This window comes from Phyllobacterium sp. 22229 (assembly GCF_052056495.1).
Lineage (GTDB): Bacteria > Pseudomonadota > Alphaproteobacteria > Rhizobiales > Rhizobiaceae > Phyllobacterium > Phyllobacterium myrsinacearum.
Genome location: NZ_JBQEPA010000024.1, coordinates 25236 through 49067 on the forward strand (window position 1 = coordinate 25236; position 23832 = coordinate 49067).

Annotated in this window: 22 protein-coding genes; 8 read left to right on the plus strand and 14 right to left on the minus strand. The window is 55.9% G+C overall.

From position 1 onward, the window contains the following. Positions 1-6: 6 nt before the first annotated feature. Together araG and ACTJJ7_RS23520 are read right to left on the minus strand one after the other, a co-directional pair. Entirely contained in the window at positions 7-1518 is a 1512-nt protein-coding gene (gene araG / locus ACTJJ7_RS23515) for an L-arabinose ABC transporter ATP-binding protein AraG (protein WP_440968997.1), read from the minus strand. A gap of 65 nt (positions 1519-1583) precedes the next feature. Continuing rightward, entirely contained in the window at positions 1584-2576 is a 993-nt protein-coding gene (locus ACTJJ7_RS23520) for an arabinose ABC transporter substrate-binding protein (RefSeq protein ID WP_105735011.1), read from the minus strand. 178 nt (positions 2577-2754) lie between these two features. On the opposite strand from ACTJJ7_RS23520, the gene ACTJJ7_RS23525 reads away from it, so the two are divergent. Next, on the plus strand, positions 2755-3513 hold the full coding sequence (locus ACTJJ7_RS23525; RefSeq protein WP_440968998.1) for a FadR/GntR family transcriptional regulator: 759 nt from the start codon (positions 2755-2757) through the stop codon (positions 3511-3513). A 14-nt stretch (positions 3514-3527) separates the two neighbouring features. Further along, positions 3528-4676 (plus strand): galactonate dehydratase, encoded by a 1149-nt coding sequence (gene dgoD, locus ACTJJ7_RS23530; protein WP_105734707.1) that lies wholly within the window; start codon positions 3528-3530, stop codon positions 4674-4676. A gap of 193 nt (positions 4677-4869) precedes the next feature. Here dgoD and ACTJJ7_RS23535 read toward each other — a convergent pair whose 3' ends face one another. Next, a complete protein-coding gene (locus tag ACTJJ7_RS23535) occupies positions 4870-5079 on the minus strand; it encodes a hypothetical protein (protein WP_440968999.1) in 210 nt (69 codons plus the stop codon). Between the two features lie 257 nt (positions 5080-5336). Next, a complete protein-coding gene (locus tag ACTJJ7_RS23540; protein WP_440969000.1) occupies positions 5337-5975 on the minus strand; it encodes a transcriptional regulator in 639 nt (212 codons plus the stop codon). A 621-nt stretch (positions 5976-6596) separates the two neighbouring features. On the opposite strand from ACTJJ7_RS23540, the gene ACTJJ7_RS23545 reads away from it, so the two are divergent. The 3 genes from ACTJJ7_RS23545 (at position 6597) to ACTJJ7_RS23555 (ending at position 10116) form a co-directional block, all read left to right on the plus strand. After that, positions 6597-7589, plus strand: coding sequence for a GlxA family transcriptional regulator (locus ACTJJ7_RS23545; RefSeq protein ID WP_105734705.1), 993 nt, complete (start codon positions 6597-6599; stop codon positions 7587-7589). A gap of 318 nt (positions 7590-7907) precedes the next feature. Further along, a complete protein-coding gene (locus tag ACTJJ7_RS23550; protein WP_440969046.1) occupies positions 7908-9122 on the plus strand; it encodes a M24 family metallopeptidase in 1215 nt (404 codons plus the stop codon). 100 nt (positions 9123-9222) lie between these two features. Further along, positions 9223-10116, plus strand: coding sequence for a LysR substrate-binding domain-containing protein (locus ACTJJ7_RS23555; protein ID WP_440969001.1), 894 nt, complete (start codon positions 9223-9225; stop codon positions 10114-10116). A 41-nt stretch (positions 10117-10157) separates the two neighbouring features. On the opposite strand, the gene ACTJJ7_RS23560 is transcribed toward ACTJJ7_RS23555, so the two are convergent. Genes ACTJJ7_RS23560 through ACTJJ7_RS23575 form a run of 4 tightly spaced genes read right to left on the minus strand, consistent with a single transcriptional unit; the run spans position 10158 to position 14404 of the window. Then, positions 10158-10967 (minus strand): ABC transporter permease, encoded by an 810-nt coding sequence (locus tag ACTJJ7_RS23560; protein ID WP_440969002.1) that lies wholly within the window; start codon positions 10965-10967, stop codon positions 10158-10160. A 4-nt stretch (positions 10968-10971) separates the two neighbouring features. Then, positions 10972-12201, minus strand: a complete 1230-nt coding sequence (locus tag ACTJJ7_RS23565; RefSeq protein WP_440969003.1) for an ABC transporter permease — start codon at positions 12199-12201, stop codon at positions 10972-10974. Positions 12202-12204: 3 nt separating this feature from the next. Beyond that, positions 12205-13326, minus strand: a complete 1122-nt coding sequence (locus ACTJJ7_RS23570) for an ABC transporter ATP-binding protein (RefSeq protein ID WP_440969004.1) — start codon at positions 13324-13326, stop codon at positions 12205-12207. A 25-nt stretch (positions 13327-13351) separates the two neighbouring features. After that, on the minus strand, positions 13352-14404 hold the full coding sequence (locus tag ACTJJ7_RS23575; RefSeq protein ID WP_440969005.1) for an ABC transporter substrate-binding protein: 1053 nt from the start codon (positions 14402-14404) through the stop codon (positions 13352-13354). Between the two features lie 117 nt (positions 14405-14521). Between ACTJJ7_RS23575 and ACTJJ7_RS23580 the strand changes: the two genes are divergently transcribed. Both ACTJJ7_RS23580 and ACTJJ7_RS23585 read left to right on the plus strand, forming a co-directional pair. Then, on the plus strand, positions 14522-14791 hold the full coding sequence (locus ACTJJ7_RS23580) for a hypothetical protein (RefSeq protein WP_440969006.1): 270 nt from the start codon (positions 14522-14524) through the stop codon (positions 14789-14791). Then, positions 14788-16188 carry an O-antigen ligase family protein gene (locus ACTJJ7_RS23585; RefSeq protein ID WP_440969007.1) on the plus strand — a complete coding sequence of 467 codons (1401 nt, stop codon included), beginning with the start codon at positions 14788-14790 and terminating at the stop codon, positions 16186-16188. Before ACTJJ7_RS23580 ends, ACTJJ7_RS23585 begins: the two co-directional genes overlap by 4 nt. Before the next feature lie 67 nt (positions 16189-16255). Here the strand turns inward: ACTJJ7_RS23585 and ACTJJ7_RS23590 are convergent, their stop codons facing one another. The 6 genes from ACTJJ7_RS23590 to ACTJJ7_RS23615 all read right to left on the minus strand — a co-directional run bounded on the left by ACTJJ7_RS23590 (position 16256) and on the right by ACTJJ7_RS23615 (position 22577). Continuing rightward, the gene (locus ACTJJ7_RS23590) at positions 16256-17362 is read right to left on the minus strand and encodes an acyltransferase family protein (RefSeq protein ID WP_440969008.1); all 1107 of its coding nucleotides are present in this window, start codon (positions 17360-17362) and stop codon (positions 16256-16258) included. Between the two features lie 142 nt (positions 17363-17504). Further along, positions 17505-18554 carry an SGNH/GDSL hydrolase family protein gene (locus ACTJJ7_RS23595; protein WP_440969009.1) on the minus strand — a complete coding sequence of 350 codons (1050 nt, stop codon included), beginning with the start codon at positions 18552-18554 and terminating at the stop codon, positions 17505-17507. A 217-nt stretch (positions 18555-18771) separates the two neighbouring features. Further along, positions 18772-19089: a hypothetical protein gene (locus ACTJJ7_RS23600; protein ID WP_440969010.1), complete on the minus strand. Its 318-nt coding sequence runs from the start codon at positions 19087-19089 to the stop codon at positions 18772-18774. Positions 19090-19373: 284 nt separating this feature from the next. Next, the gene (gene chrA / locus ACTJJ7_RS23605) at positions 19374-20774 is read right to left on the minus strand and encodes a chromate efflux transporter (RefSeq protein WP_440969011.1); all 1401 of its coding nucleotides are present in this window, start codon (positions 20772-20774) and stop codon (positions 19374-19376) included. 1 nt (position 20775) lies between these two features. After that, on the minus strand, positions 20776-21594 hold the full coding sequence (locus ACTJJ7_RS23610; RefSeq protein ID WP_440969012.1) for a chromate resistance protein ChrB domain-containing protein: 819 nt from the start codon (positions 21592-21594) through the stop codon (positions 20776-20778). Between the two features lie 194 nt (positions 21595-21788). Next, the gene (locus tag ACTJJ7_RS23615; RefSeq protein WP_440969013.1) at positions 21789-22577 is read right to left on the minus strand and encodes a LytTR family transcriptional regulator DNA-binding domain-containing protein; all 789 of its coding nucleotides are present in this window, start codon (positions 22575-22577) and stop codon (positions 21789-21791) included. Between the two features lie 90 nt (positions 22578-22667). Between ACTJJ7_RS23615 and ACTJJ7_RS23620 the strand changes: the two genes are divergently transcribed. After that, positions 22668-23744: an alpha/beta hydrolase family protein gene (locus ACTJJ7_RS23620; protein ID WP_440969014.1), complete on the plus strand. Its 1077-nt coding sequence runs from the start codon at positions 22668-22670 to the stop codon at positions 23742-23744. Positions 23745-23832: the final 88 nt, after the last annotated feature.

Here is a 23832-nt window from a genome sequence, read left to right on the forward strand (position 1 = left end):
GTGTCCTCAATACGCAATTTCTGTTGGCTGCTTCACGTCCGGAAGCGCCGCTGCCAGGATCGCATTTTCTTCAAACTGGTCACGGTTTAACCCGGCCGCGATTTTCCCGGCGCACATGACAAGGATACGGTCGCAGATACCCATTACTTCGGGCAGCTCGCTCGAAACCACGACGATGCCCATCCCGCTTTCGGCAAGTTCGTAGAGAATCTCGTAGATTTCGGACTTGGCGCCGACATCGATCCCGCGCGTCGGTTCATCGACGATCAGGATCTTCACACCCTGCTCCGCCAGCCAGCGGCCCAATATGACTTTCTGCTGATTGCCACCGGAGAGGTTGACGATGTCCTGCTTGCGCGAAGGGGTGCGTACCTTCAAGCGCTTGATGAAGGTTTCCGCAACCTCCACCTCCCTCTTCCGGTCAAGCAATCCGAACGGGCTGTAATGGCGCCGTGACGAAACATTGATGTTCTCTTCGATCGAGCGTCCCTGGAGAATACCATCATGCTTGCGGTCCTCCGAGCACAGAACAATCCCCGACCGGATCGCCTGGCGCGGGCTCCCGGCTTTCACCCGGACGCCATCGATCGAGGTTGCCCCGGAAAACTGCGGATCGGCTCCGAAGACCAGTCGCATCAGTTCGGAACGGCCCGCACCGATAAGGCCAAAGAAGCCGACAATCTCGCCGGCGCGCACATCAAAGCTCGCAGGCTCCGGCAGGCGTTCTCCGGAAACATTCTCCACCTTCAGACGCACGGCGCCTGCCTCACGGCCACGCCAGCCCCAGATATCGTTGATTTCCCGCCCGACCATTTCGGCAACGATCTGATCACGCGTAACACCTTGCAACGTCTCATGGTGTGCCGCGAGCTTGCCATCGCGCAAAACCGTCAGACTGTCGCAAAGCCTGAAAACCTCATCCAGCCGATGCGAAACGTAGAGGATGACCTTGCCTTCGGCCCGCAAGCGGTCAATCAGTGTGAAAAGAATTTCACTTTCGCGGGAAGAAAGCGACGAGGTCGGCTCATCAAGAGCAATCACCCGTGCATCGAGCATCACTGCCTTGGCGATTTCCACCATCTGCCGTTCACCGATGGACAGCGTCTTTACCTTCTGGCGCGGATCGATATCGATTCCTGCAATCTTTAGTTTTTCGGTGACATCAGCGAACATTTTTGCGGAAGCAACCACACCCGCCTTTGCCGGAAACCGGCCAAGATACAGGTTTTCCGCCACGGTCAACTCGGGCACGAGCTGCAGCTCCTGGTGGATGACGATTACACCATGTTCGAAGGCGTCTCTTGAAGAGCCATATGCCTGAACGTCGCCGTCAATGCGTATTTCGCCCTCATTGGCATGCTGATCTCCGGACAGAATACGAATGAGGGTTGATTTACCGGCACCGTTCTCACCCATCAATCCGTGCACGGCACCCTTGCGCACATCGAAACTGATGCCGGACAGCGCTTTCACGCCAGGATAGGTCTTCGTGAGATTTGAGAATTGTAAAAACGACACGTGGCTTCCCCTTCAGCTTGGCGGCGGAACGAACCGCCGCCAGGGATTTCAATATACGGCGAGGATTACTCGATACCGAGTTCCTTGCGCACCTGCTGGAAGGTGTCCCGCTTGGCAAGAGCGCCCGATGTCAGGGTAAGCTTTTCCGGCTGCTTGCCGTTCGCCACCCACTCATACATGTTGGTGGCCGTTTCATAGCCGTGACGCTTGGGGGAAATGATGACAGTCCCGACAAAACCGGTCGCGGTCGGCTTCTTGAACTCGTTGATCGCCGAGTCCGCGCCACCGATGCCGACGCCGATCACACCATCTGCCGGAATACCCACGCTCTCCGTCGCGCGCACGGCACCGAGCACCGCCTCGTCGTTGAGGCCGAAAGCCACCCATTTCTTGATACCGGCATGGGCATTCAACACCACGGTCGCAGCATTCAGAGCAGCTTCGGTATCCGTCTTTGCCTGTGGGGCCGGAAAGATATTCTCAGCCTTGAAGCCGTTTGCCTTCAGCACCGAAATAGCACCCTCGACACGGTCAACGGCGGTCGGCAGCTGATCGTAGGAAACGCGAATGGCCCCCACCTCTTCCGGCTTCCAGCCGCGCGCCTTCATCTCGTCAACGATGCCCTGCCCGACGGCTTCGCCGATCTTGGTGGCGGAAATGCCCATATGCGGCACGTCCTCAAGCGGTTTGCCGGCGGCATCGACCAAACGGTCATCGACCGTCATCATCTTGAGATTGTTCGCAGCCGCCTTGGCCACAATGCCCGGTCCGAGCTTCACATCGGGCGTGCAGACGACAAAGCCCTGAGCGCCTTGCGCGCCAAGATTGTCGATTGCCGACATCAGCTTCTCGCCATCCTCGGCGCCAATCTTGACGAGAGTAAATCCCTTCTCCTTGGCTGCCTGGTCGGCAAATTTCCACTCATCCTGGAACCAGGGCTCCTCCGGCTGTTTCACGATGAATCCGATCTTGGCATCCTGCGCGCTGGCAGGAACCATGGACACGACAGACATCGTTGCGAGTGCGCCGGCGAGAATCGCCGTTTTGATTAAATTCATTGTCATTCCTCCCAAAAGCACGATCCCGTTTTCCGATCGTGGTGGTACAATTAATCATTTTTATCATACCCGTCAATTGCTCTGGTATGATAAATAGTCTATTGCTCGAGGGATTGGAATTCTCGGCACGATGATCGATAAGGCTGTGACGCCGTCGCGTCACAGAGGGGAAGAAATGATGAGCCAGGCCACTGATCCGTCGATTGCAGACGCGCAGAAAACACGCCGCCCCCGCGTGATGCCGGATGTGGTGCGTGCGCTTGCACGTGACATATTTGCCGGACGTTACCCAAGCGGCAGCCTTTTGCCGCGGGAAAGCGACCTCGGCGACGCCTATGGCGTTAGCCGGACGGTTATTCGGGAGGCGCTGAAGGTTTTGGCTGCCAAGGGATTGGTCAGCAGCCGTCCGCGCATCGGAACAACCGTATGTGATCCGGATAACTGGAACATCATCGACCCCCAGGTACTGGAATGGCATGCGCCGCACCTCCTGGACGACCGCCTGTTTGACGCCATCCTTGAAACACGCCGCGCCATAGAACCACTGGTTGCGGAACTTGCCGCGAGCAGGGCCACGCTGCAGGAAGTCGCCGATCTCGAACTTGCCTGGCAGGGCATGGCCGACGCTGCGAACGACGTGGAACAGTTCTCGCGTTCTGACATAGCGTTCCACCAGATTCTGTATGCGGCAAGCCACAATCCGGTGTTCCGTCAGATTGGCGGGCTGATCGACGCGGCACTGAAATTCGTTCTCGAAACCACTGCCACCACGTCCAACGACCAGAGAAGCGAAGCGATCAAGGCGCACCGCGCCATGGTCGAGGCATTGCGGATGCGCGACGCTGCCGCTGCACGCCAGGCCGCCAGTGACATCCTGGACCTCGCCGCCCGCGATCTTGCCGCGGCAAAATCCATCAATACAGGCAAAACCGGTTAAAGGTCAGACAGACGATGAAAATCACCGCACTCAAGACATTCATTGTTCCCCCGCGCTGGCTCTTTCTGAAAATTGAAACCGACGAAGGTGTCAGCGGCTGGGGCGAACCCGTTGTCGAAGGCCGGGCGCATACAGTTGAAACTGCAATCACAGAACTTGCCGATTATCTGATCGGCAAGGATCCGCGTCTGATCGAGGACCACTGGACGGTGATGTATCGCGGCGCCTTCTATCGCGGCGGCCCCATCCTGATGAGTGCGATCGCCGGTGTCGATCAGGCGCTTTGGGACATCAAGGGCAAGGCGCTGGGCGTGCCTGTCCATGCACTTCTCGGCGGCAAACTGCGCGACCGTATCAAGGTATATTCCTGGATCGGCGGTGACCGGCCGGCTGACATCGCCGCCGGTGCGCTTGACGTCACCAGCCGGGGTTTCACCGCGCTCAAAATGAACGGGACGGAAGAACTGCAGATCGTCGATAGCCATGACAAGATCGATGCCGTCATCGAACGTGTCGCGACTGTCCGTGAAGCAGTGGGACCGAACATCGGCATTGCGGTCGATTTTCACGGCCGTGTCCACCGGCCGATGGCCCGGGCCTTGGTCAAGGAACTTGATCCCTACCGCCTGATGTTCATCGAAGAACCTGTCTTGAGCGAAAACCGTGAGGCGCTCAAGGAAATTGCAGCATTTTCCTCCGCGCCGATTGCACTGGGCGAACGCCTTTACAGCCGCTGGGATTTCAAGAGCGTTCTTGAGCAAGGGGCCGTTGATATCATCCAGCCGGATCTGTCCCACGCGGGCGGCATTACGGAATGCCGCAAGATCGCAGCCATGGCCGAAGCCTACGACGTGGCTCTGGCACCCCATTGCCCGCTTGGCCCGATTGCACTGGCAGCTTGTCTGCAGCTTGATGCCGTCAGTTACAACGCCTTCATCCAGGAACAGAGCCTCGGTATCCACTACAACAGCACCAATGATCTGCTCGACTACGCCAAGGACAAATCCGTCTTTCACTACGAGGATGGCTATGTGACAATTCCGGAAGGTCCCGGCCTCGGCATCGAGATCGATGAGGAATATGTCATCGAACGCGCCAGGGAAGGACATCGCTGGCGCAACCCGATCTGGCGGCATAAAGACGGCTCTTTTGCCGAATGGTGATGTTCAAGGGCCGTCATTTTAATCGAATATTTCACGATCCATCGCTGGGCGATTTATGTCAGTCCTAAATTGCTCGAACGGTTCAATCGCAGGACGCGCATTATTACCCGCAACTGGAATTTCGACGAGACATACAAACAGGTAAAGGGGCTGCATGTATCTCCATTTCCGGGCTTCCAGGCCTACTTCCCGACTACACGATATTCGTGGCTTGCATTATGTTGGAAGCCAGTGCCGATAGCGCCGCTTCCGGAGGAACCGCCATGCGACCGAGCCTGATCGCAGCCAGGCCTTCTTCGAGCGACTCGGCTTCAAGGCCGAAGATGACTCCCTTGCCGACTATGGATTGAAAAGCGGCGGCAGCTGAATCAATCAAGCAGGCGTTCAAGTCACAGTGGTTCATATCGCCTTACTGAAAGTTTGCAACAAAGCCCTATTCTCCACGCGCATATTCAAGTAGCCGTGTAACCGGATCTGCAGTTTCGTTAGCATAGCGAGCCGCAATCGTTTCAAGAGTGGTGCCGAGAGACGTCAAAGTAGCAGCCTTTTGATCGAAGAGAACTCGACTTAGGCAGATCCTTCTCTTTATCCGGCACTCTTGCTGAATGCATATCTTGGTAAGCGCAAAAATGAGACAAACGCTTGACCGCGTTCTGCCGATCAGCCGAGGTTGAGCCGCTTTCGGAGATCGGCATTTTCAGCACGGAGCTTATCAGCCAGCAGCTTGCGCAGTCTTTGGTTCTCCTCGTCAAGTTTCTGAAGATCGGCGATCTCATTTGTCGACGATGCCGTTGTTGTTTGCACCGCGTTCGAAGCACGTTTGCTACGTACTTGTTTGGCGTGGCTCCCACCTTGGTCAGACTTAGGCTTACGTCCCCTCTTCTGCTTTCCATCTGCCAACGCTGTAGCAACTTCGCCGGACAGCGTTTCACCGATTACCTTCTTGGCGCGAGGTTTCCGCGGCTTCTTAGGTATATCGGCTCCCGCAGCGGCTGGAGCTCCAACATCAAGCGTCGTGTTTTCTTCGTCGGTCATTTTTGTCTCCTGTAAATCTTGCGCAGTTGTCGGCTGTCCGACCGGCGGTGTCAATAATGACCCCACCTGTTCTTCGGACAAAAATAAATCGTCATCGAGATTACTATCCTGAGCGTCTGTTTGCAAAAGGGGCATTGCCTCGTTCTGCAGGTCTTGAATAACAGTCTTAAGATCTAGATTTCCCCAAATCGCGTTCGATTTGGGTTCCGATTTTCGCCGCCTCGATTTGTACTCGATGGCAAAACCACGTGTTACTTTTTTCACTTTACGGAGCCCTAGGTGTCTACGCAGATGTTTCGGCGACGTCTTCAGCATCGCAACAAGTCTTGCGGATAACAACAACCGCACCGAAGGTCTAGCCCCATTGCGACACTCGCCTCCTCATGAGCGCGAGAGCTGTCCCGACAGAGCCTCAGGCAAAAACAAATTCCAGCACGCCGCGGCCATTTATTGGAAAGAACGAGATCGAGGAAGCGGTTGGCGGCCGAGGTCGGCGTCTCGCTGTTGAGATGCGCCCGGCAGACGACGATTAGGCTACAGGCAACGTGACAAAGCCGAACTAGACTTCTTCTTCACACCGATTTACGTTGAATCCGACAATGCCCAGAATATGCTGGCAGTCAGAATGATTTTTGAATGCTGCAGGAAAGTCGATCTTGTTTCTCTTGAGGACCATATTGACTATTTTGCCTGCTACGGGAGCGGCACAGTCTACCTCCCGCAGCGATGGCTAAGGCATTCCTGGATTAAAACGGCGCTGCTGCTGCAGGCATATTCGGCTGCACGAGGCCGGGCGTAAATCTGTTATGCGTGGCGGGCTTAAAGCTGCTCACCAAAAGCTCGGGCGCTTTCGAAGAACTGATCATGTTGTGGGAAGGGTAACGCGTGCAGCGCTCAATTGTAAAAGCAAACAGGTTGAAGATTGGCTTCATACTCGCAAGATCATTCACCCTATCTGCCTTCGCATTGTTCACCGACACGTTGAGGCTAGCCAGCGATGAGCTGGATCGCTCAGGTCGCGTATCGGCAGATTGGCAAGTTCTCGCCAGCACGCAACACCTCATTACCGCAAGTTGCGGAATCCAGGTCGCCCCAACATCCAATCTCACCGACCCCGCAAAATTTGACTGCATTGTCGTGGTTGGGGGGCTGTTATCGGTTGAAGAGCCTATCGACCGACAGACAATTGCCTTTCTTAAGGAAGCCGACGCTAAGAACATCTGTTTGATCGGTCTTTGTACCGGTTCCTTCATTTTGGCAGACGCTGGGCTTATGAAAAATCACGAGACTTGCGTGAGCTGGCTGCACTTTCAAGCATTTCACGAGCGATTTCCGGACCATGAAGTCCGATCGGACAGAATCTTTGCTTTGGACAAATCCAGGGGGTCATGTGCAGGAGGTACCAGCAGTGCCGATCTGGCTGCTTCACTGGTCAGGCAATACATTGGTAAGGCCGCAGAGCGCAACGCATTAGAGGTTCTACAGATTGAAAATGTCCGTTTTGGTCACGACGTCCAACCCAGGCGACCGCTTCACCTCGACTGCGATGATGATCGAGTTAAGACCGCCCTCATCATGATGGAACAGAAACTTGATCGCGAGATATCTCTTGATGGTCTGGCGGCCTCCGTTGGCTTGTCCCGCCGCCAGCTCGAACGCCTCTTTCACCAAAAGGCGGGGATGTCCCCGGGGCAGGCCTATATTAAAATTAGAATGGAATGGGCAAAGAAACTGCTGATGCAAACCAAATCACCAATGATTGACATAGCACTCGATGTGGGTTTCGGTGATGCGTCTCACTTCGCGCGATCTTTCAAGCGGATATACGGCCAGACCCCCACTCAAGTCAGAGCATCCGTACGCGGAATGCAACCATGATGTTTAGAAGCAACGCGTAAAATTAGTCTGCTGTTTTCCCGAAAAGATGTGGCTCGAATTGACACACCATAAGATCTGGATCCAGGCACTCTCCAGCCGATTGACATGGTAGCGTCAATGAACGCCTCACCCATTGCTGAAGCTTGCATGTCATTGATCCCGAGGGCAGGCCTGTTTGTAACTTTGCTCGGCGATTAAGAACACTAATCGCTTGATATCGACTTCTCATTTCCTGCAGCACGGACAAATTTTTATAGTCCGCTTCCAACCTGAGCCGATTTGGATGCGGAGGAAAGAATGAACGTCTACGCCACGGGTATGCCCAATGAACTGTTGCGTCTGCAGAAGATGCATAATGGCGAGAAGGCCATCGCCACCTTCAGCGCCGCCGAGATGACGCGCCGTCAGGATGGGCTGCGCAGTATTCTGGCCGAATTGAAACTCGACGCGGCAGTACTGACCTCCTACCATAACATCTGCTATTTCTCGGACTTCATGTTCTGCTATTTCGGTCGCCGCTATGCCTTCGTAGTCACCGCCGAGAAAGCCTTGTCGGTTTCGGCGGGCATTGATGCAGGCCAGCCTTGGCGCCGCACCTTCGGTGACAACATCACTTACACGGACTGGCAACGCGACAACTATTTCCACGCTCTGCAAAAGACACTGCCGGGCGTAAAACGCATCGGCATCGAATTCGACCACGTCAACCTCGAATTCCGGAAGCTTTTGCAGGACGCTTTCCCAAACGTCGAGTTCGTCGACATTGGCGCGCCGACCATGTGGCTGCGCACTATCAAGTCGGCAGAAGAAATCGTTCTGATAAAGGAAGGTGCGCGTACCGCCGACATCGGCGGCGCGGCGATCTACAAGGCTATCCGCGAGAACGTGCCCGAGTATGAGATCGCGTTGGCCGGCACACAGTCCATGGTCCGGCATATAGCCGAAACCTTTCCGCATGCAGAACTGATGGACACTTGGGTCTGGTTCCAATCGGGAATCAACACTGACGGCGCTCACAACCCGGTGACATCACGCAAGATCCAGAAAGGCGATATCCTTTCACTCAATTGCTTTCCCATGATTTCGGGCTATTACACCGCGCTTGAGCGTACGCTGTTCCTCGACCATGCCAGCGATGAGCACTTGCGAATCTGGGAGATCAACTGCGATGTTCACCGTCGCGGTCTGGAACTTCTGAAGCCTGGTGCACGCTGCGGCGACGTCGCTACGGAGCTGAACGAAATCTACCGCAGTCACAATCTGCTCGGTTACCGCTCGTTCGGATACGGTCACTCCTTCGGCGTGCTGTCACATTATTACGGCCGGGAAGCAGGCGTTGAACTGCGTGAGGACATCAATACCGTGCTGCAACCAGGTATGGTTGTCTCGATGGAACCGATGCTGACTATCCCGGAAGGGTTGCCGGGCGCCGGCGGCTATCGCGAGCACGACATTCTGGTTATGCTCGACGACGGCGCGGAAAACATTACCAAGTTCCCGTTTGGTCCGGAGCATAACATCGTCAAGGCGTGATCGTCGACGAGCGTGAATCCTGACGGGTCTTCCTGGATAGGAGGGCCCGTTTGCGTGTGTTTGGAGCGCCGTGATCTAATCGGTAAATGTGGAGTTAACCATGCGCAGCATCCCAACCGACCTTCTCCGCGCCTTCATCACCGTTATCGACCTGCGTGGCTATACGCGAGCAGGGGAAAAGCTTGGCCGCACGCAGCCAGCCATCAGCCTGCAGATGAAGCGCCTTCAAGAGCTGCTTGGGGTCTCGCTCTTTGCCAAGGAAGGCAGCGCACAGACCACAGAACAGGGCGAACTCGTTGCCGGCTATGCGCGCCAGATCCTGGCTCTCAACGACGACATGATGCTGAAGCTCTCCAAGCGTGATAGCAAGGGCCGGCTTCGGCTCGGCATTCCCAACGACTACGCCGATCATTTCCTGCCCAAGCTGATGGCTAGCCTAGCGCATGATGGCGGCGACCTGACCTTCGACGTCGTATGCGATCTGTCGCACAATTTGCTGCAAGGCTTGCGCAATGGTCTCTTTGACATTGTCGTGGCGATGACCGCGGACGGGCCTTCCGAAGGCGCATTCATGACCTGGAAGGAGACACTAGCCTGGGTTTGCGGAGCGCAGTCCCCAAAACTGTCGGAGGAGATCGCAAGACAAAGCGAACTGCGCATCGTCTGCTATCCCGAAGGATGCCTCTATCGCCGCAACATGCTGACCGCGCTGCAGCGCGATGGTCGCAATTTCGAGATCGTCTATACGAGCCCAAGTCTCGCCGGCCTCGAGGCCGCTGTGGGCGCAGACTTCGGCCTGACGGTACTGGCGCGTCGGATTATTCCCGCGAAACTCAGGATCGTCGAACCGTCGGGCCACCTGCCCCGGCTTGCCGATGTCGTGGTCGGCATCTATGTCAGTCCTGACCGCAAGCGGTCGACTGTAGCGCAGAGTTTTGCTGCACGATTCGCCGATATGTTCGTCGCCGGCGAAGGTACAGCCAAGGTCGATTGAGAACGACTTTGGCACCCGCGCCGAAGAGAGACCATAACTGACTACTTCACCCGACGCCGGGTCATGAGAGCCAGTATCGTGAAGAGGATGATCGACAACGCAAGCAACAGAGTCGCGGCGGCCATGATGGTTGGATTGATCTGGTCGCGGATGCCAGAAAACATCTGCACGGGAAGCGTTCGCTGTTCTGCCGCCGTCATGAACAGCGCGACGACCACCTCGTCGAACGAGGTCGCAAAGGCGAAGATCGCGCCGGACACCACACCCGGCATGATGTTTGGCAACGTTACGTGAAAGAACGCCGACGACGGCGATGCGCCGAGGCTCAATGCCGCACGCGTCAGATTTGTGTCATAGGTGGAGAGCGTCGCCGTTACCGTGATGACCACGAAAGGCGTCGCCAGAGCAGTATGCGCCAGGACGAGTCCTATACGCGTGTTCGTCAGACCGAACTGGCCAAAGAAGAGATAGCTGCCGACAGCCACAATGACGATCGGTACGATCATCGGCGCGATCAGCAGGGCCATGATCAGCCGCCGGGCTGGGAAATCGGCGCGCGAGATGCCGAGTGCCGCCAACGTGCCAAGCGTGGTCGCCAGGACCGTCGTCATCACCGCGACAACCGCGCTGTTGAAGATGGCATTCATCCAGCGCGTATTGCCAAAGAAATCGGCATACCAGCGCAGGGAATACTCCCGTACGGGCAAGGTGAAGAATGGGTCCTTCGAGAAGGACAGCGGCACAATGATGAACAGCGGCGCAATCAAGAACAGAAGCACTGCAACGGCGAACGCCAATACCAGCGTGCGCATCAGGCGTTCGGATGGCGTCGTGTAAGAAGGCAGCCACATGGCGTCACCCCAGCTTGATCTTGTCCGCGCCAACGAGGCGCAGGAACAACAGGTAAATTGCCAGCGTCACAACAAGCAGGACCACGCCGAGAGCGGCCGCCAAACCCCAATTGAGATCGCGATTGATGTAAACCGAGATGAAGTTGGACACCATCTGGTCGCGCGGCCCGCCGACAAGCGCTGGCGTTATGTAGTAGCCAAGTGACAGGATGAAGGTCATCAAACATCCGGCAACGACGCCAGGCAGCGTCTGCGGCGCATAGATTCGCCAAAAGGCCGAAGATGGCGGAGCCCCGAGCGAGCGAGCCGCCCTGAGCTGCGTAGCGGGAATCGAGCGCATGACACTGTAGATCGGCAGGATGGTGAAGGGCAATTGGATGTGCGTCATTGCGATGACCGTTCCGGTGCGTGTGAAGATCAGCTGAAGCCGCTCGCTTGTCAGATGCAAGGCCGTCAGCACGTCGTTGATGATGCCATCCGACTGCAACAGCACGACCCATGCGGTCGTGCGTACCAGCAGCGACGTCCACAATGGAAGCAGCACCATCAGCATCATGAAGCCGGCAATTGCCTTGGGCGCTATGGTCAGCACATAGGCGACGGGATAGCCCAGGATGAGGGTGAACAGGGTTACCAGCCCAGCGACAAACAACGTACGAGCCAGCACGTCAAGGAAGATCGCCTGGTCACCTTGCACGCGTTTGATCGACCCGTTAGCTTGCTGGAGGTCGAGCGCGGTCAGCATATAGTAGGGAGTGAAGGAAGCACCGTTGCGCTTGATGATCTCCCAGGTTTCGCGCGAGTCCCAATCCTTGTTGAGTTCGAGGAACTTCTCCTTATACGGACCAGTATCCAGTTTTTCGACCATCCGCGCAGCCGCCAGCACGCGGCTACGCATGCCGGAAATCTCATAGTTGAGACGCTTGCCGAGCAAGGCGGCCGTGCTTTTGTCCTTGGCGACCTTCAAGTCGTTAGCGAACGCGGCGTAGACTGGCTCGTCCGGTGTCGAAATACCATCCCAGCTTTCGAGGGCCCGCAATGTCTGCGGCAACACCTCACGTGTCTCCGGATTGCCTACCGCCGTGACAAGCAGGTAAAGGATTGGAGCTACAAAGGCGATCGCCAAGAAGACGATCAGCGGCAGGGCTAGCGAAAGCGCGGCACGCCGGGCGGGTCTCTGGGCTCTGCGCACGGCCATGAAGACATTTATGCGGTCTACTTCCACTGCGGTCATGGCTCACTCCTCCAGCAAACGGCATTCGGAAATGCTGCACTCAAAGGCGACATCCGTGCCTAATGCGAAATGCCGCGCTTGCAGCGCCGGTATGCGCGCGGTGACAAGCTGGCCGCCAAATGCCTCGATCGACAACCGCATGTGGTCGCCGAGGAAGAAGACATCGCGTGCCATGCCCGAAAAGCGGTTGAACCCGGCATGGGGCCGCTGGCCTGCCAGCGAAATATTCTCCGGTCGTATGGATATACTCATGTCTACGCCCATGCCGGACACATTGGCACCGGCTGCCTTGAGCGTCGTGCCGTCGGCCATGCGCACGACGGCCAGTCCCCCTTCCCACCCGAGCAACGTGCATGGCAGCGAGTTGTTCTCGCCGATAAAGGAGGCAACGAAGCGATTGGCTGGCGCGTTGTACAGCGTTTCCGGATCTGCAAGCTGCTGGATGCGCCCGTCATGGAACACAGCGATACGGTCCGACATGGTCAATGCTTCGGACTGGTCATGCGTAACGTAGACCATGGTGATGCCGAGCGAGGTCTGCAGTTGCTTGATTTCGATCTGCATGCGTTCACGCAATTGCTTGTCGAGCGCGCCGAGCGGCTCGTCCATCAGCACCAATGCAGGCTCGAACACCAAAGAGCGGGCCAACGCGACCCGTTGCTGTTGGCCGCCAGAAAGCTGCGCTGGACGACGGTCGCCCAGCGCTTCGAGGCTGACACGGCCAAGGGCTTGGCGGACCTTTTCCTTGGCGGCAGCGCCCGTGATGCCACGATAGCGTAGTGGAAACGCAACATTTTCCGCCACTGTCATGTGTGGAAACAGCGCATAGTTCTGGAACACAAAGCCAATGTTGCGCTTCTCCGGCGGCAAGCGCTCGACAGGCTTGCCATCGAGCAAGATATGGCCAAGCGTAGGCTGCTCGAAACCGCCCAGCATCATCAGCGTCGTGGTCTTGCCGGAGCCGGAAGGTCCCAGCATGGTCAGGAACTCGCCGCGGAAGACGTCGAGGTTAAGATCCTTCACGACGAAGTTGATGCCGTCGTAGGATTTTTTTACATCCTCAAACCGAACGAGAGCATCAACTGGCCTGTCCGTTGCAAGTGACATTCGCTGGGAAAAGTTCATCAATGCTCTCCTCCGGAAATCTTCACTACTGCGCGAGCCAGGTGGTGAACCGCTTGCGTATTTCGTCTCCGTTATCAGCCCAAAAGCCATTGTTGAGGGTCAGGGAAACCGTCAGGTTCTGTGGGCTGGTTGGCAGATTCTTCGCGTCCTGCGGCGCCACGAACTGGGCCGCCGATTTCCGGACCGGGCCGTAAGGAATATATTTGGTTATACCCGCGAGCACCTTGGGCTCAACAGCGTACTTAATAAATGCCAGAGATCCATCGGCATTCTTAGCGCCTTTGGGGATGACCCAATAATTGGAATCGAGGATCTGGTTGTCCCAGACGATCCGGAAATCTCTGCCTTCTTTGTTGGCATTGTAGATGCGGCCATTCCACGCGGTCGTCATCGTCACCTCACCCGAAGCGAGCAACTGGGGGGCCTGGGCGCCAGCTTCCCACCACACAATGCTGTGCTTGATCGTGTCGAGTTTGGCAAAGGCCCGGTCCACGCCCGCCGGTGTCGACAGTATTTCGTAGACCTGATCAGGCGACACGCCGTCAGCAAGCAATGCGAATTCCAGGTTGGTTGCCGGATTTTTCCAGAGGCCGCGCTTTCCCGGAAATTTCTTGATGTCGAACAAGTCCTTGATCGTCTTTGGGCCGTCCGGCAGTTTGGCGCCATCATAGGCAATGGCCGTCGCATAGACGATCGTGCCGACACCGCATTCCGACGTTGTGCCTTTGATCCAATCGTCCTGCGGTCCGATTTTCGCCCAGTCGATCTTTTCGAAAATCCCTTCGTCACATCCCTGCAGAAGCGTTGGCGCGTCGACATCCACGACATCGATGGTGGTGTTGCCGGATTCGATCATCGCCTTGATCTTGGCGATCTCGCCGCCGTACTCCTGCTCGTCGATCTTGACCCCGGTCTCGGCGGTATAGGATTCGAACACCGCCTTGCGTTGCGCCTCCTGGTAAGCGCCACCAAAACTCATGACCGAAAGCGCATCTTGCGCTCGCACAGCATTCGAACAAAGCAGCGCAAGCGCCACCAGCGACAAAGTCAGTATGCGACCTGTTAAGCGATGCTTCATTTCCGCCTCTCCCCTTGATTGTTATCACGGCCTCGACTTGGACTGAGTGAGCATTGGCCGGTGCAAAACGGTACTTTGACCCGGGCATGACAGCAAATAAGTACATTGCATGGCTCCATGAGAAAGCGTTATCGCATCGCTGGCGTCCAGCATCTCGAACGTTGCGGCAATGCGCTGTTTCACCCCCTGATCAGTTGCAACAATTCGTTCAACCCAAGACAAGATAACAGCGCCCATTGGACGGCCTGGGTTGCCGCGGGCTCTTTTGTGCGGAACAGGTTTGAAGCTCAACTTGCCAAGCGGTTGGCTTGGTCTTACAAACGCGCATGGTCCAGTTTGGGGGGCTTTAATGTGGCTCAAAATCCATTTATCAATGATCATCATTGATAAATGGATATAAAATTGCGGCTTATCTTGTTCTCATTGCATTGACGGGTAAACCCCTTGCGCCAATGTATTTCTGGGGGGCACATCAGGCGGTATGTTTGTCTACATTTGGAAATGAGACCTACGAAAGCGTAGAGCAACCAGGAAAAACAAGCGCTTTTCTGTTCATCGCCCTATTCCTTTTCTTTTGGGTTACGACAAGCCCTTATTCAGTATCGCTGAACACGTCGAGCGCCGATCCTCTCGCGGGCAATTCCAACTTAATCAACCAGATCGTCACATTATTGCTCTCCGGCAGTTTGCTGATTGTTGGTCTTCGCAGTCCTTTGCGCTCTACCATTCTGCAACCACGCATTCTGCTGTGTTTGCTCTTCTCTTGGTACCTGATCGTGTCAGTTCTCTCCGCGCATTCAGATATCGCCGTCAAGCGCGTTGTCCTGGCCTTCATGACATGCATAAATGCAGGTGTTATTTTGCTCCTTCCGCGGTCTGATGCTCACTTTGCTAAGCTGCTTGGAGCTGGTGCGCTTATCATGCTTGTCGTTGCCTATTTCGGGGTTATCTTTATCCCGAACATTGGTATCCATCAGGCCTCGGATATACGAGAACCAATGTTGGCGGGCTTCTGGCGCGGCCAATTTATTCACAAGAATGCAGCCGCTGCGATAATGGTTGTAGGGGTGTTTTTTGGGCTGTTTGTCTACAGTTCCGGAATGCGTTTGCTTGGCATTGCTGTCGTTCTGCTGTCCGCGATATTCCTCTTCAATACCGGCGGTAAAACATCCAGCGCGGCCTTGCCCGCGATCCTGATAATTGCATGGTGGTTTGAAAAATGGCGATGGAGCCGGATACCAATCGCTGTGGGAGGGATTGTCGCAGTCAACGCCGTCACCCTTGGTTCTGTTGTCAACGAACCAATCCGTTCTTTCGTCAAATCATTAGGCGTGGACACGACGTTCACCAATAGGTCGGACATATGGGAGTTCGCAATCTCGGCCATCGCCAAGAAGCCGATCACCGGTTATGGCCTTCAGGCGTTCTGGCAAACGTCCGACCTAGTCTACAGTGGAGGGCGGCTGGAAACATGGGCAGTCAACGCAACCAGTGCTCACAATGCTTACGTGGAAACACTTCTTTCGGCGGGGGTGCCTGGGCTGGTCTTGACGCTTTTATGGCTTTGGCTTCTTCCTTTGATCGATGTTTCGAAAGCTTATGCCTCCTCGAATAACCCTGATGTTACAAGATTGTTCGTCCGAATTTGGCTCTATGCTATTTATACGGCCTGTGTGGAAAGCCTGTTTTTCCAGAGCGGTAGCCCTTTGTGGTTTGCCCTTATGTTTTCTGTATTTGGTTTGCGGCTGCAGGCCCGCGTGCAAATAGTGTCAAAGCCTGACTAGTATCACTATGCCATACGTCGCAATATTTCATGTAATGGGAAGCAACAATCAATCCATATCCATTGCGCTAACGCGCGCAAGGAGAGTTGGGCGAGACAACTTTGGTTGCAAGGGACGGTGCTGGCTTGTCGCCAAGTAAATATTTTCTGCAGGCCTTCAGCAATGGACGCTCTACAAAAAGGTAGAGAATGCAGCCGCTGAAAACCGCGGCTACGAATGCGACGAAATAGAAAACATATGAATTTATCGGGACAAGGCCTGATACTTTGGTCAGAAACTTGGCTATGAGCCCGAGAAAGGCGAGATGGGTGAGATAAATTGTGTAGGAAGCATCGCCAATCAAGCTGAGTAGGCGAAAACGGGAAGCCGGAAAGCCATTTGCCTCCCATGCTGCAGCGCCTGCAATCAGCAGACCGAACGATACAGCATAAGCGATCTGGACGTATTCGTAGGGAAGCCAGTTACTTTCAATGACATAAGTTATGACCAAGAGCGCCAGTCCTGCTGGAAAGGCGATTTTGAGGGCTTGGTATCGCGACGTTTTCCAGAGATAGAATGCGGCCATGCCGATTATGAAATTGAAATTCAGGGGCGAGAAATATGTCGTTAACGGCGATCTAAAACCCTCATTTGGATACTGGAATACGATGCCGCCGGCAATGATCCACGCAACCATAACCAGAACACCCAGTTTTCGATTGAATATCAGAGTGGCAAAGACAAGATAGAAGGCTGCCTCATGGATCAGTGTCCATGCTGGCGTGATGGGTAATTCAAAACTGTCGAGACGGATCAGAAAGATCGTCGAAATCCAGTTGCCGGACGTTTCCGGAAAAATTGCCGCGCTTCCAAATCCAAGTCCTACCAATGTGCAGAAAATTGCCGTGTAAAGCCAATACACCGGAAAAAGGCGGATCAAGCGTTTCATTAAATAGTCGGCGACCCGCCGGGGGTGATCGATATCTCCTTGGTGGGCGAAGACGATTATGAAGCCCGACAAAACGAAGAAGAAGTCGACCCCCAGATTGCCACGATGGGTAAAGTCGAGAAGGATTGCTTTGCCGAGGTATCGGGGTTCCTGCAGCAACAAGGAAAGATGAAAGGCAACGACCGCCATCGCCGCTAACCCACGGCCCTGTTGCAATGATTTCAGCTGCATTGGTTTGTTGTTCACGCTATCCCCCAGCTTGGTGCTAGCTCCTGTTTAATCGCGTGTAAGTGGTAAGTCGATCCATATTAATATTGGATGGCCCGGAGTATTCGCGTCAGGAAGGGCAAGAGTTTCGAAAGCTCCTGGCCTGTCAAGCTGGGTAAAATCATCGGATATTCCAACCGAGGTCCCTGATGATAGCTGCCTCAAGTTGCCTGGCCATCTCTATGTTTGCTTCCGTGTCAGGATGCCAGTCGCAACCAATCCCACCAATGCCAGGTTCAAAGACGAGCTTGTGAAGTGATTTGTCTCCCGAATTGACCCGTGCCGATACAATTTCGGCGATTGAATCGCGCGCAATCGGAAAATCATATTGATCCAGCATGGGGCCAATGGCAGCATAAATGATCACATCAGGGTGTGCTGCGCGAAGCTTGGTCAACAGGTACCCATAGTCTTTCTCAAAAGTTCTTGGCCGCCTTTTGTTACCAAAATCGTTCGTGCCGAGATGCACGACAATTACATCGGGCCTGCCAGCCTCTTCGGCGTTAGCCAATGGGGCGTCATCGAAAGGCATCGTCCGGTCCATCAGTTGTGGTAAAGTGCCATTTAACGTGCCGTCGGCATTGATACTTGCACCGCGGCCAGAGGCAGCGAGCGTTGTAATTTCCGCACCAAAACTGCGCGCCGCAATCGCAGCATAGGTAAGATACTGGTTTTCAGTATCAGGCGAAAATGCGCATGTGTGGCTCTTGCCTTCGATACCATAGCCTGCCGAGATGGAATCGCCGATGACGACAATCTGCTTTTCAGGTGTCCCTGCCCCGACAAAAGTACCATCAGTGATTGCATCGACGAACTGCGTCGGTCCCAATTGCCCCTCAGTGCGCCGTGTGAGCCTGATAGTATGCGCGCGTTGTTCAAGGTTTTCTGCCAGCACATATGTCTTGCGCCCATTGGCGAGATCGAGCCGGTTCGCCTGACCATCGAGCTCGACCATAACGCTGTTGTTGCCATCATCGATAAGCGTGATCTCGGCCCTTGTTCCAATAAAGCGCAGTTCAACACCGCTGCCCGGCCAAGCAAAACGCTTTGAAGCAATATCTGTTCTGCCAATCCAACGGGCGGGGCCTTTGACCGTATCGGCGGATACGGGCAATGCGGGCGAAAGAGTGAGACACGCAATCGCAATGTTGATTATCGTTCTCTTAGACATGGATGCGTATCACCGCCTGACAATAGTGTGGAAATTCAGCAGCCATTATCACTCCGTCGGCGCGCACAGATCGTCAATATCCTTTGACAATCCACCTATCACGGAAGTGATCGGATTATATGGAGAAGTGCGATAACCCATCGGGCCGCTTTTCAAACGGATCAATCATATGCGCACGCTCCCTGGACAAACCTGTCATAGGTTTCAGCGGCCACCCTCACGTCTTCAATTCCGGAACCTCAAGCCTCTGCTCCCAGGAATCGCCGGCTGCAAGAATGCAGCTCCTGCCTGAAACATCTGTGATAACGATGGTCCAGGTGGCCCCATGGGGTGAAAGAAACAGCTCAAGGATTGCCTTGTCTCCAACCAGCCCGAAAGCCCTTTGAAGTTCCTGGAACTCACCCTTCAAATACTCGACAATCAGGGCATGCTTTGCACAGACGATGTCCTGTGCATTGGCAATGGTACCGCTCGCAGTAATCAACATTGCCGCAAGCACGGATATAATCGTTCTGTGGATGTGAATGCGCTTCATAACGCACCTCCTGGCCGAACCCGATCCGGCAGCAGGCGCGTTGTTGCGCTCAGTATACCGGAAGGATGACAGCCCGTCGTTTCATACGCACCGTCTCGCTCCTTTCTGCGTTTCGGTCGTTGTCTGTAAAACCAGCAAACGCGCTGATTTCACTTATGAATCACGTGGGGATGCTTGATCCGAACTTCAAGCCGGAAGCTGCCGCACGCAGCCCCATTTGTTGTAAAAGCGATGCAGCGGCACCCGGCCAGGCCCTGGCCTCTCCACACTCAACCTCAGATATTTCACGTCACTGCGTTCCAGATGATTCCGGCACATGACGACATCAGCAGCACCGGGATCATCCCGAGCTTGAAGCGGAAGATCGCAACGATGGAGGCAAGTGTCAGCAGCAGTGACGGTACATGGATTGAATTTGCTACGGGAACGTCCAGCTCGATACCATATGCCTGCCAGTGGATGAGTTTGTTGAACAGCAGGTGAAGGGCAAACCAGATTGCCAGGTTCATGATCACACCAACAACTGCTGCCGTGATTGCTGACATGGCTCCCGTCAACGCCTTGTTGTCGCGCAAGCCTTCGATGAAGGGTGCCCCAAGAAATATCCAGAGAAAGCACGGAACAAAGGTCACCCACGTCGTCAGGACGGAAGCGAAGGTTGCAGCCATCAGTGGTGATAACGTCCCCGGGTTCCTGAATGCGCCCATGAATCCGACAAATTGCACGACCTGTATCAACGGCCCCGGCGTGGTTTCGGCCATACCAAGACCATCGAGCATTTCGCCCGGCTTGAGCCAGCCATAGTTCTGAACAGCTTCCTGTGCCACATAGGACAGCACCGCATAAGCGCCGCCGAACGTCACCATCGCCATCTTGCTGAAAAAGATACTGATCTGGCTGAACACATTGTCCGGCCCGAGGATCAATAGAAGAGCTGCCACGGGGATGAGCCAGAGGAGCAAAAAGGCGGCCGATATCTTCAACGACCAGAGAAGGTTTGGGCGCGCATGTGCCGGTGTCTCTTCGCCAAGGACAGAATCCCGGTCCGCAAGTCCGGGACCCGAACGTCCATGTCCGCCGCCCAGCTGAAACCATTGTGATCCCGAGCGGCCGCCAAAATAACCGATGATTGCAGCCGCCAGAATGATAAGCGGGAACGGCACACGGAATGCGAATATTGCCAAAAACGCCGCGACGGCAATAAGCACCATCACTTCATTCTTGAGTGCCCGCCTGCCGATCCTCGCGACCGCCTGCAACACGACGGCAAGGACAGCCGCTTTCAGGCCGAAGAACAATCCTTCGATGACACCGACATTGCCAAAGATGACATAGATGTAGCTTAGGGCAAGTATCGACAGAAAGCCCGGCAGGACAAATAGAATGCCTGCGACAAGTCCGCCTTTGGTCTTGTGCAGAAGCCATCCGATGTAGATGGCAAGTTGATGGGCTTCAGGTCCGGGTAGCAGCATGCAATAATTGAGCGCATGCAGAAACCGGCCCTCGCCGATCCATCGTTTCTCATCAACGAGGATGCGATGCATCATCGCTATCTGCCCGGCCGGTCCGCCAAAGCTCAACGCGGCAATGCGCACCCAGACACGGACCGCTTCAGCAAAGGAAATATCGTGGTCTCGGGAGGTTGCAGAAGCAACCTCCCTTTCGGCACCGACAATCTGGACCATCTCACGCTCCCGGCCTTCTGTTGGGCCAGTTGTGCGTTTCGTCGGTGGCATCCCGGCACCACCGGTAGAATGCGTCGTAGAGTATCATGCCGGCTTCAAGCTGCTCCAGATCGTAGGAGAAAAGGCGCGACAGACCAAGTGAAGCTGCCAGCAACCCCGGTGCTTCCGGTGCAAGATCGGGACGGGCCGTATCTGCCCCCCGCACAATGGCCGCCAGCCGAGACAGCGGCTCCGTGTTGAGCCCAAATTCTTCGATCATCACGTCGAAGGTGCAAAGCGCGCCGCGATGGCTCCAGAAGACATTCTCAATGTCAAAGGCTGCCGCGTTGAACCGGTCGGCAACCGCTTCTACTTCTGCAGGCGTGACGAACAGGAAGACCGCATCCGGATCAATAAAGCGGCGGATCAGCCAGGGGCAGGCAATCCGGTCCACCTTCGGCCGTGCCCGTGTGACCCATACCGTCCTTCCCAGAGGATTGAGAGCGGGGAGTTTTGCCAGGGGAACGGCGGGAAGCCCGGCATTGCTCCAGGCTTCATGGCCGCCGACCAGATTTTCAGCGGCGACGCCATGATACCGCAACAGGGCAGCGGTGCCCTCGCTCAATTTCTTGCCCTGCTGGCAGATGATGACTGATCGTTTGCCGTGAAGCTCATTTGCCCAGACGTCAACATCCCTGTGGGATCGCCTGCGCGCGCCGGGGATCAATCGCGGATCGAGGTCAAAATCCTCATCGATCCGCACGTCAATGAGTACCGGGCAGCCGGGTGTTCCAATCAGCCGTGCCAATTTGTCATGTGCAATAGTTGTGGTCGAAGACATGTCGCGTCCTTCCGTTAAAGTCGGGTTTATTGGACGCGATACTTGGGCTGACGCCTCGTGGGGAGATCGCAATCCCCATGCATAGTAAATTGGCACGAACCGAAATTATGTCAAGCGATTGCATGCCGGTTCCCCGTTCCAGCCGCTCGCAAGGACGATGCTCAAAAGAGCGCCGTAACTCCAGCCGGAGTCCACTAGCTCGTCCAGACCTCGTTCAAAAGCTTCCGGCCCGAACGGCTGACCGGCAGCACCGTATCGTCATTGAGGCGGACGCCGCGCAGGCGGCCTCGCATCGACGCCTTTTCAGCGAACTGGCGCGACACCCAATGCGAGCGATGGATACGCACGCCAGCCTCCTTGCCGAGTGCTGCAATCGCGGCCGCGAGATTCATCAGGATCAGGGCATCGCCACGGTCGGTCCGTACTCTCACGTAATGGTCCTCGGCGCTGAGGGCGAGGATAGCAGCGTTGCGGATTCCGAGCGGAAGCTTCACGCGCAACGCTTGGCCGGAATTCGAACGCGGCTGACGCTGCGCCTCGCATGCGGCACTCCGTGTGCGGGATTGCCGGAGCAAGGTCCAGACGAGGCTTCCGATCGCGAGGTTGGACACCAGCACCTGAGTGGTCAGCTCAGGATAGGTGACGTGCGAAAGCGCGCGCGGCGCCGATAAGCCCAAGGCTTCGAGAACGATCCAGCCGCCAGCCGGAGCCGTGATGACGCCAATGGCGAGCATCGCCCAAAACGGCAATGTGCCGCCGAACCAAAATCGCTGAACAATTTCGCAGAGCGCAAAGACGATCGCGTAGATGGCAATGGCAACCCCGACGAAATGCAACAAGCGGAGCGCAAGCGTCATGCTGACATAGGTGCCGAACGCACCCGTTACGGCGAGCGCCGTCGCGACGACGAGCGGGAGCAAGAGGGCGGCGGGACGGTGCCATTGAAGGGGCGCACCCGCCGGGAGGATGCCGGGAATGGTCACTGGCGAATAAACCCTACCGTTCGCGAAAACGGGCTCGACCTGCTCGGTTGCCCTTAGCTAACAGGATAGCGGTTCATAGGAGGTGCATCAATGACATTCGCGTTTTCCAAGCGGCTCCACTCGGCCGCCTTGCTGTTCTGCAGCACACAGGTGGTAATGGGTCTGCTCTTTGGCGCTGCGAGCGCCGCCGAGGCAGGCTGGCGGCTCTACGAGGTCCCGCCCTCCAACATCAACGCCGAGAAGATCCCGGTCGCTCTGTTCTACCCGACCCAGGAGCCCATGCGCTCAATCATGGTGGGGTCGTTCACGATCCACGCGACCCCCATGGCTGCTCCCGAGGCAAAGACCAAAGGCCTCATCGTGATCAGCCACGGAACAGGCGGTTCGGAATTCGGCCAAAGCAGCTTGGCCGAAGCTCTCGCGCGGGACGGCTATCTGGTGGCGGCGCTGCGTCACCCGGGCGACAATTACCAAGACGGTTCGCTGTGGCAAAAACCACTGGGCGCCTACTTCACAGAGCGGCCCCGCCAGGTCTCGCGCCTGATTGATGCGCTGCTTGCGGATCCCGAATGGAAGGACCGCATCGCGACCGATGCCAAAGGTCCGCGGATCGGTGCCGCCGGGCATTCGGCCGGCGGCTACACGGTGGTTGCCTTGGCGGGAGGGCGGGTCGATCTATCCCGGATGGGCACGCATTGCGCGAAAGACGCCGCGCAGGACCCGATCTCTTGCAGCATGGTCCGCGACGTTCACCACATGCATACGCCGCTTGTACTCGAGTCGACCACCGATCCGCGTGTCCGCGCAATCGTTGCCATGGCACCCGTTGGCGTCATGTTCACGGAGCAATCCCTGAAGACCATCACCGTTCCGGCACTGATCTATGCCGCGGAAAGGGACCGCTGGCTGCCGCCACGCTTTCACGCGGCATGGATCGGGCAGAACCTTCCTGGCGCAACCTATCGCATTGTCGCCAATGCCGGGCACTTCGCATTCATGAATCCCGCCAGCGCACCGATCCCGACATTGGATGGCGACATCAGCGCCAATCCGCCCGGCTTCGATCGCGCCGAATTTCTGAAGCAACTCGGCGAAGAAGTCCCGGCATTCTTCGATCGAGCGCTCACGCTTGCACCGAATGCGATCAATAGTAACGTATCACCATGATTCCTTAGTCTAGGATCAGGGTTTCTTGCATGAATAGTCCAACAATGCGTGCTGCGACAAGCTTGCATGCCAACGAGCCAAGGCTGCA

What these genes read in the sequence shown, in the direction of transcription:
- ACTJJ7_RS23620 (WP_440969014.1), top strand. Translation starts at nt 22,668, where the DNA reads ATGACATTCGCGTTTTCCAAGCGGCTCCACTCGGCCGCCTTGCTGTTC.
- dgoD (WP_105734707.1), top strand. Translation starts at nt 3,528, where the DNA reads ATGAAAATCACCGCACTCAAGACATTCATTGTTCCCCCGCGCTGGCTC.
- ACTJJ7_RS23570 (WP_440969004.1), bottom strand. Translation starts at nt 13,326, where the DNA reads ATGAACTTTTCCCAGCGAATGTCACTTGCAACGGACAGGCCAGTTGAT.
- ACTJJ7_RS23525 (WP_440968998.1), top strand. Translation starts at nt 2,755, where the DNA reads ATGAGCCAGGCCACTGATCCGTCGATTGCAGACGCGCAGAAAACACGC.
- ACTJJ7_RS23575 (WP_440969005.1), bottom strand. Translation starts at nt 14,404, where the DNA reads ATGAAGCATCGCTTAACAGGTCGCATACTGACTTTGTCGCTGGTGGCG.
- ACTJJ7_RS23580 (WP_440969006.1), top strand. Translation starts at nt 14,522, where the DNA reads ATGAGAAAGCGTTATCGCATCGCTGGCGTCCAGCATCTCGAACGTTGC.
- ACTJJ7_RS23595 (WP_440969009.1), bottom strand. Translation starts at nt 18,554, where the DNA reads ATGTCTAAGAGAACGATAATCAACATTGCGATTGCGTGTCTCACTCTT.
- ACTJJ7_RS23550 (WP_440969046.1), top strand. Translation starts at nt 7,908, where the DNA reads ATGCCCAATGAACTGTTGCGTCTGCAGAAGATGCATAATGGCGAGAAG.
- ACTJJ7_RS23600 (WP_440969010.1), bottom strand. Translation starts at nt 19,089, where the DNA reads ATGAAGCGCATTCACATCCACAGAACGATTATATCCGTGCTTGCGGCA.
- ACTJJ7_RS23610 (WP_440969012.1), bottom strand. Translation starts at nt 21,594, where the DNA reads ATGTCTTCGACCACAACTATTGCACATGACAAATTGGCACGGCTGATT.
- ACTJJ7_RS23520 (WP_105735011.1), bottom strand. Translation starts at nt 2,576, where the DNA reads ATGAATTTAATCAAAACGGCGATTCTCGCCGGCGCACTCGCAACGATG.
- ACTJJ7_RS23560 (WP_440969002.1), bottom strand. Translation starts at nt 10,967, where the DNA reads ATGTGGCTGCCTTCTTACACGACGCCATCCGAACGCCTGATGCGCACG.
- ACTJJ7_RS23535 (WP_440968999.1), bottom strand. Translation starts at nt 5,079, where the DNA reads ATGAACCACTGTGACTTGAACGCCTGCTTGATTGATTCAGCTGCCGCC.
- ACTJJ7_RS23555 (WP_440969001.1), top strand. Translation starts at nt 9,223, where the DNA reads ATGCGCAGCATCCCAACCGACCTTCTCCGCGCCTTCATCACCGTTATC.
- ACTJJ7_RS23565 (WP_440969003.1), bottom strand. Translation starts at nt 12,201, where the DNA reads ATGACCGCAGTGGAAGTAGACCGCATAAATGTCTTCATGGCCGTGCGC.
- chrA (WP_440969011.1), bottom strand. Translation starts at nt 20,774, where the DNA reads ATGGTCCAGATTGTCGGTGCCGAAAGGGAGGTTGCTTCTGCAACCTCC.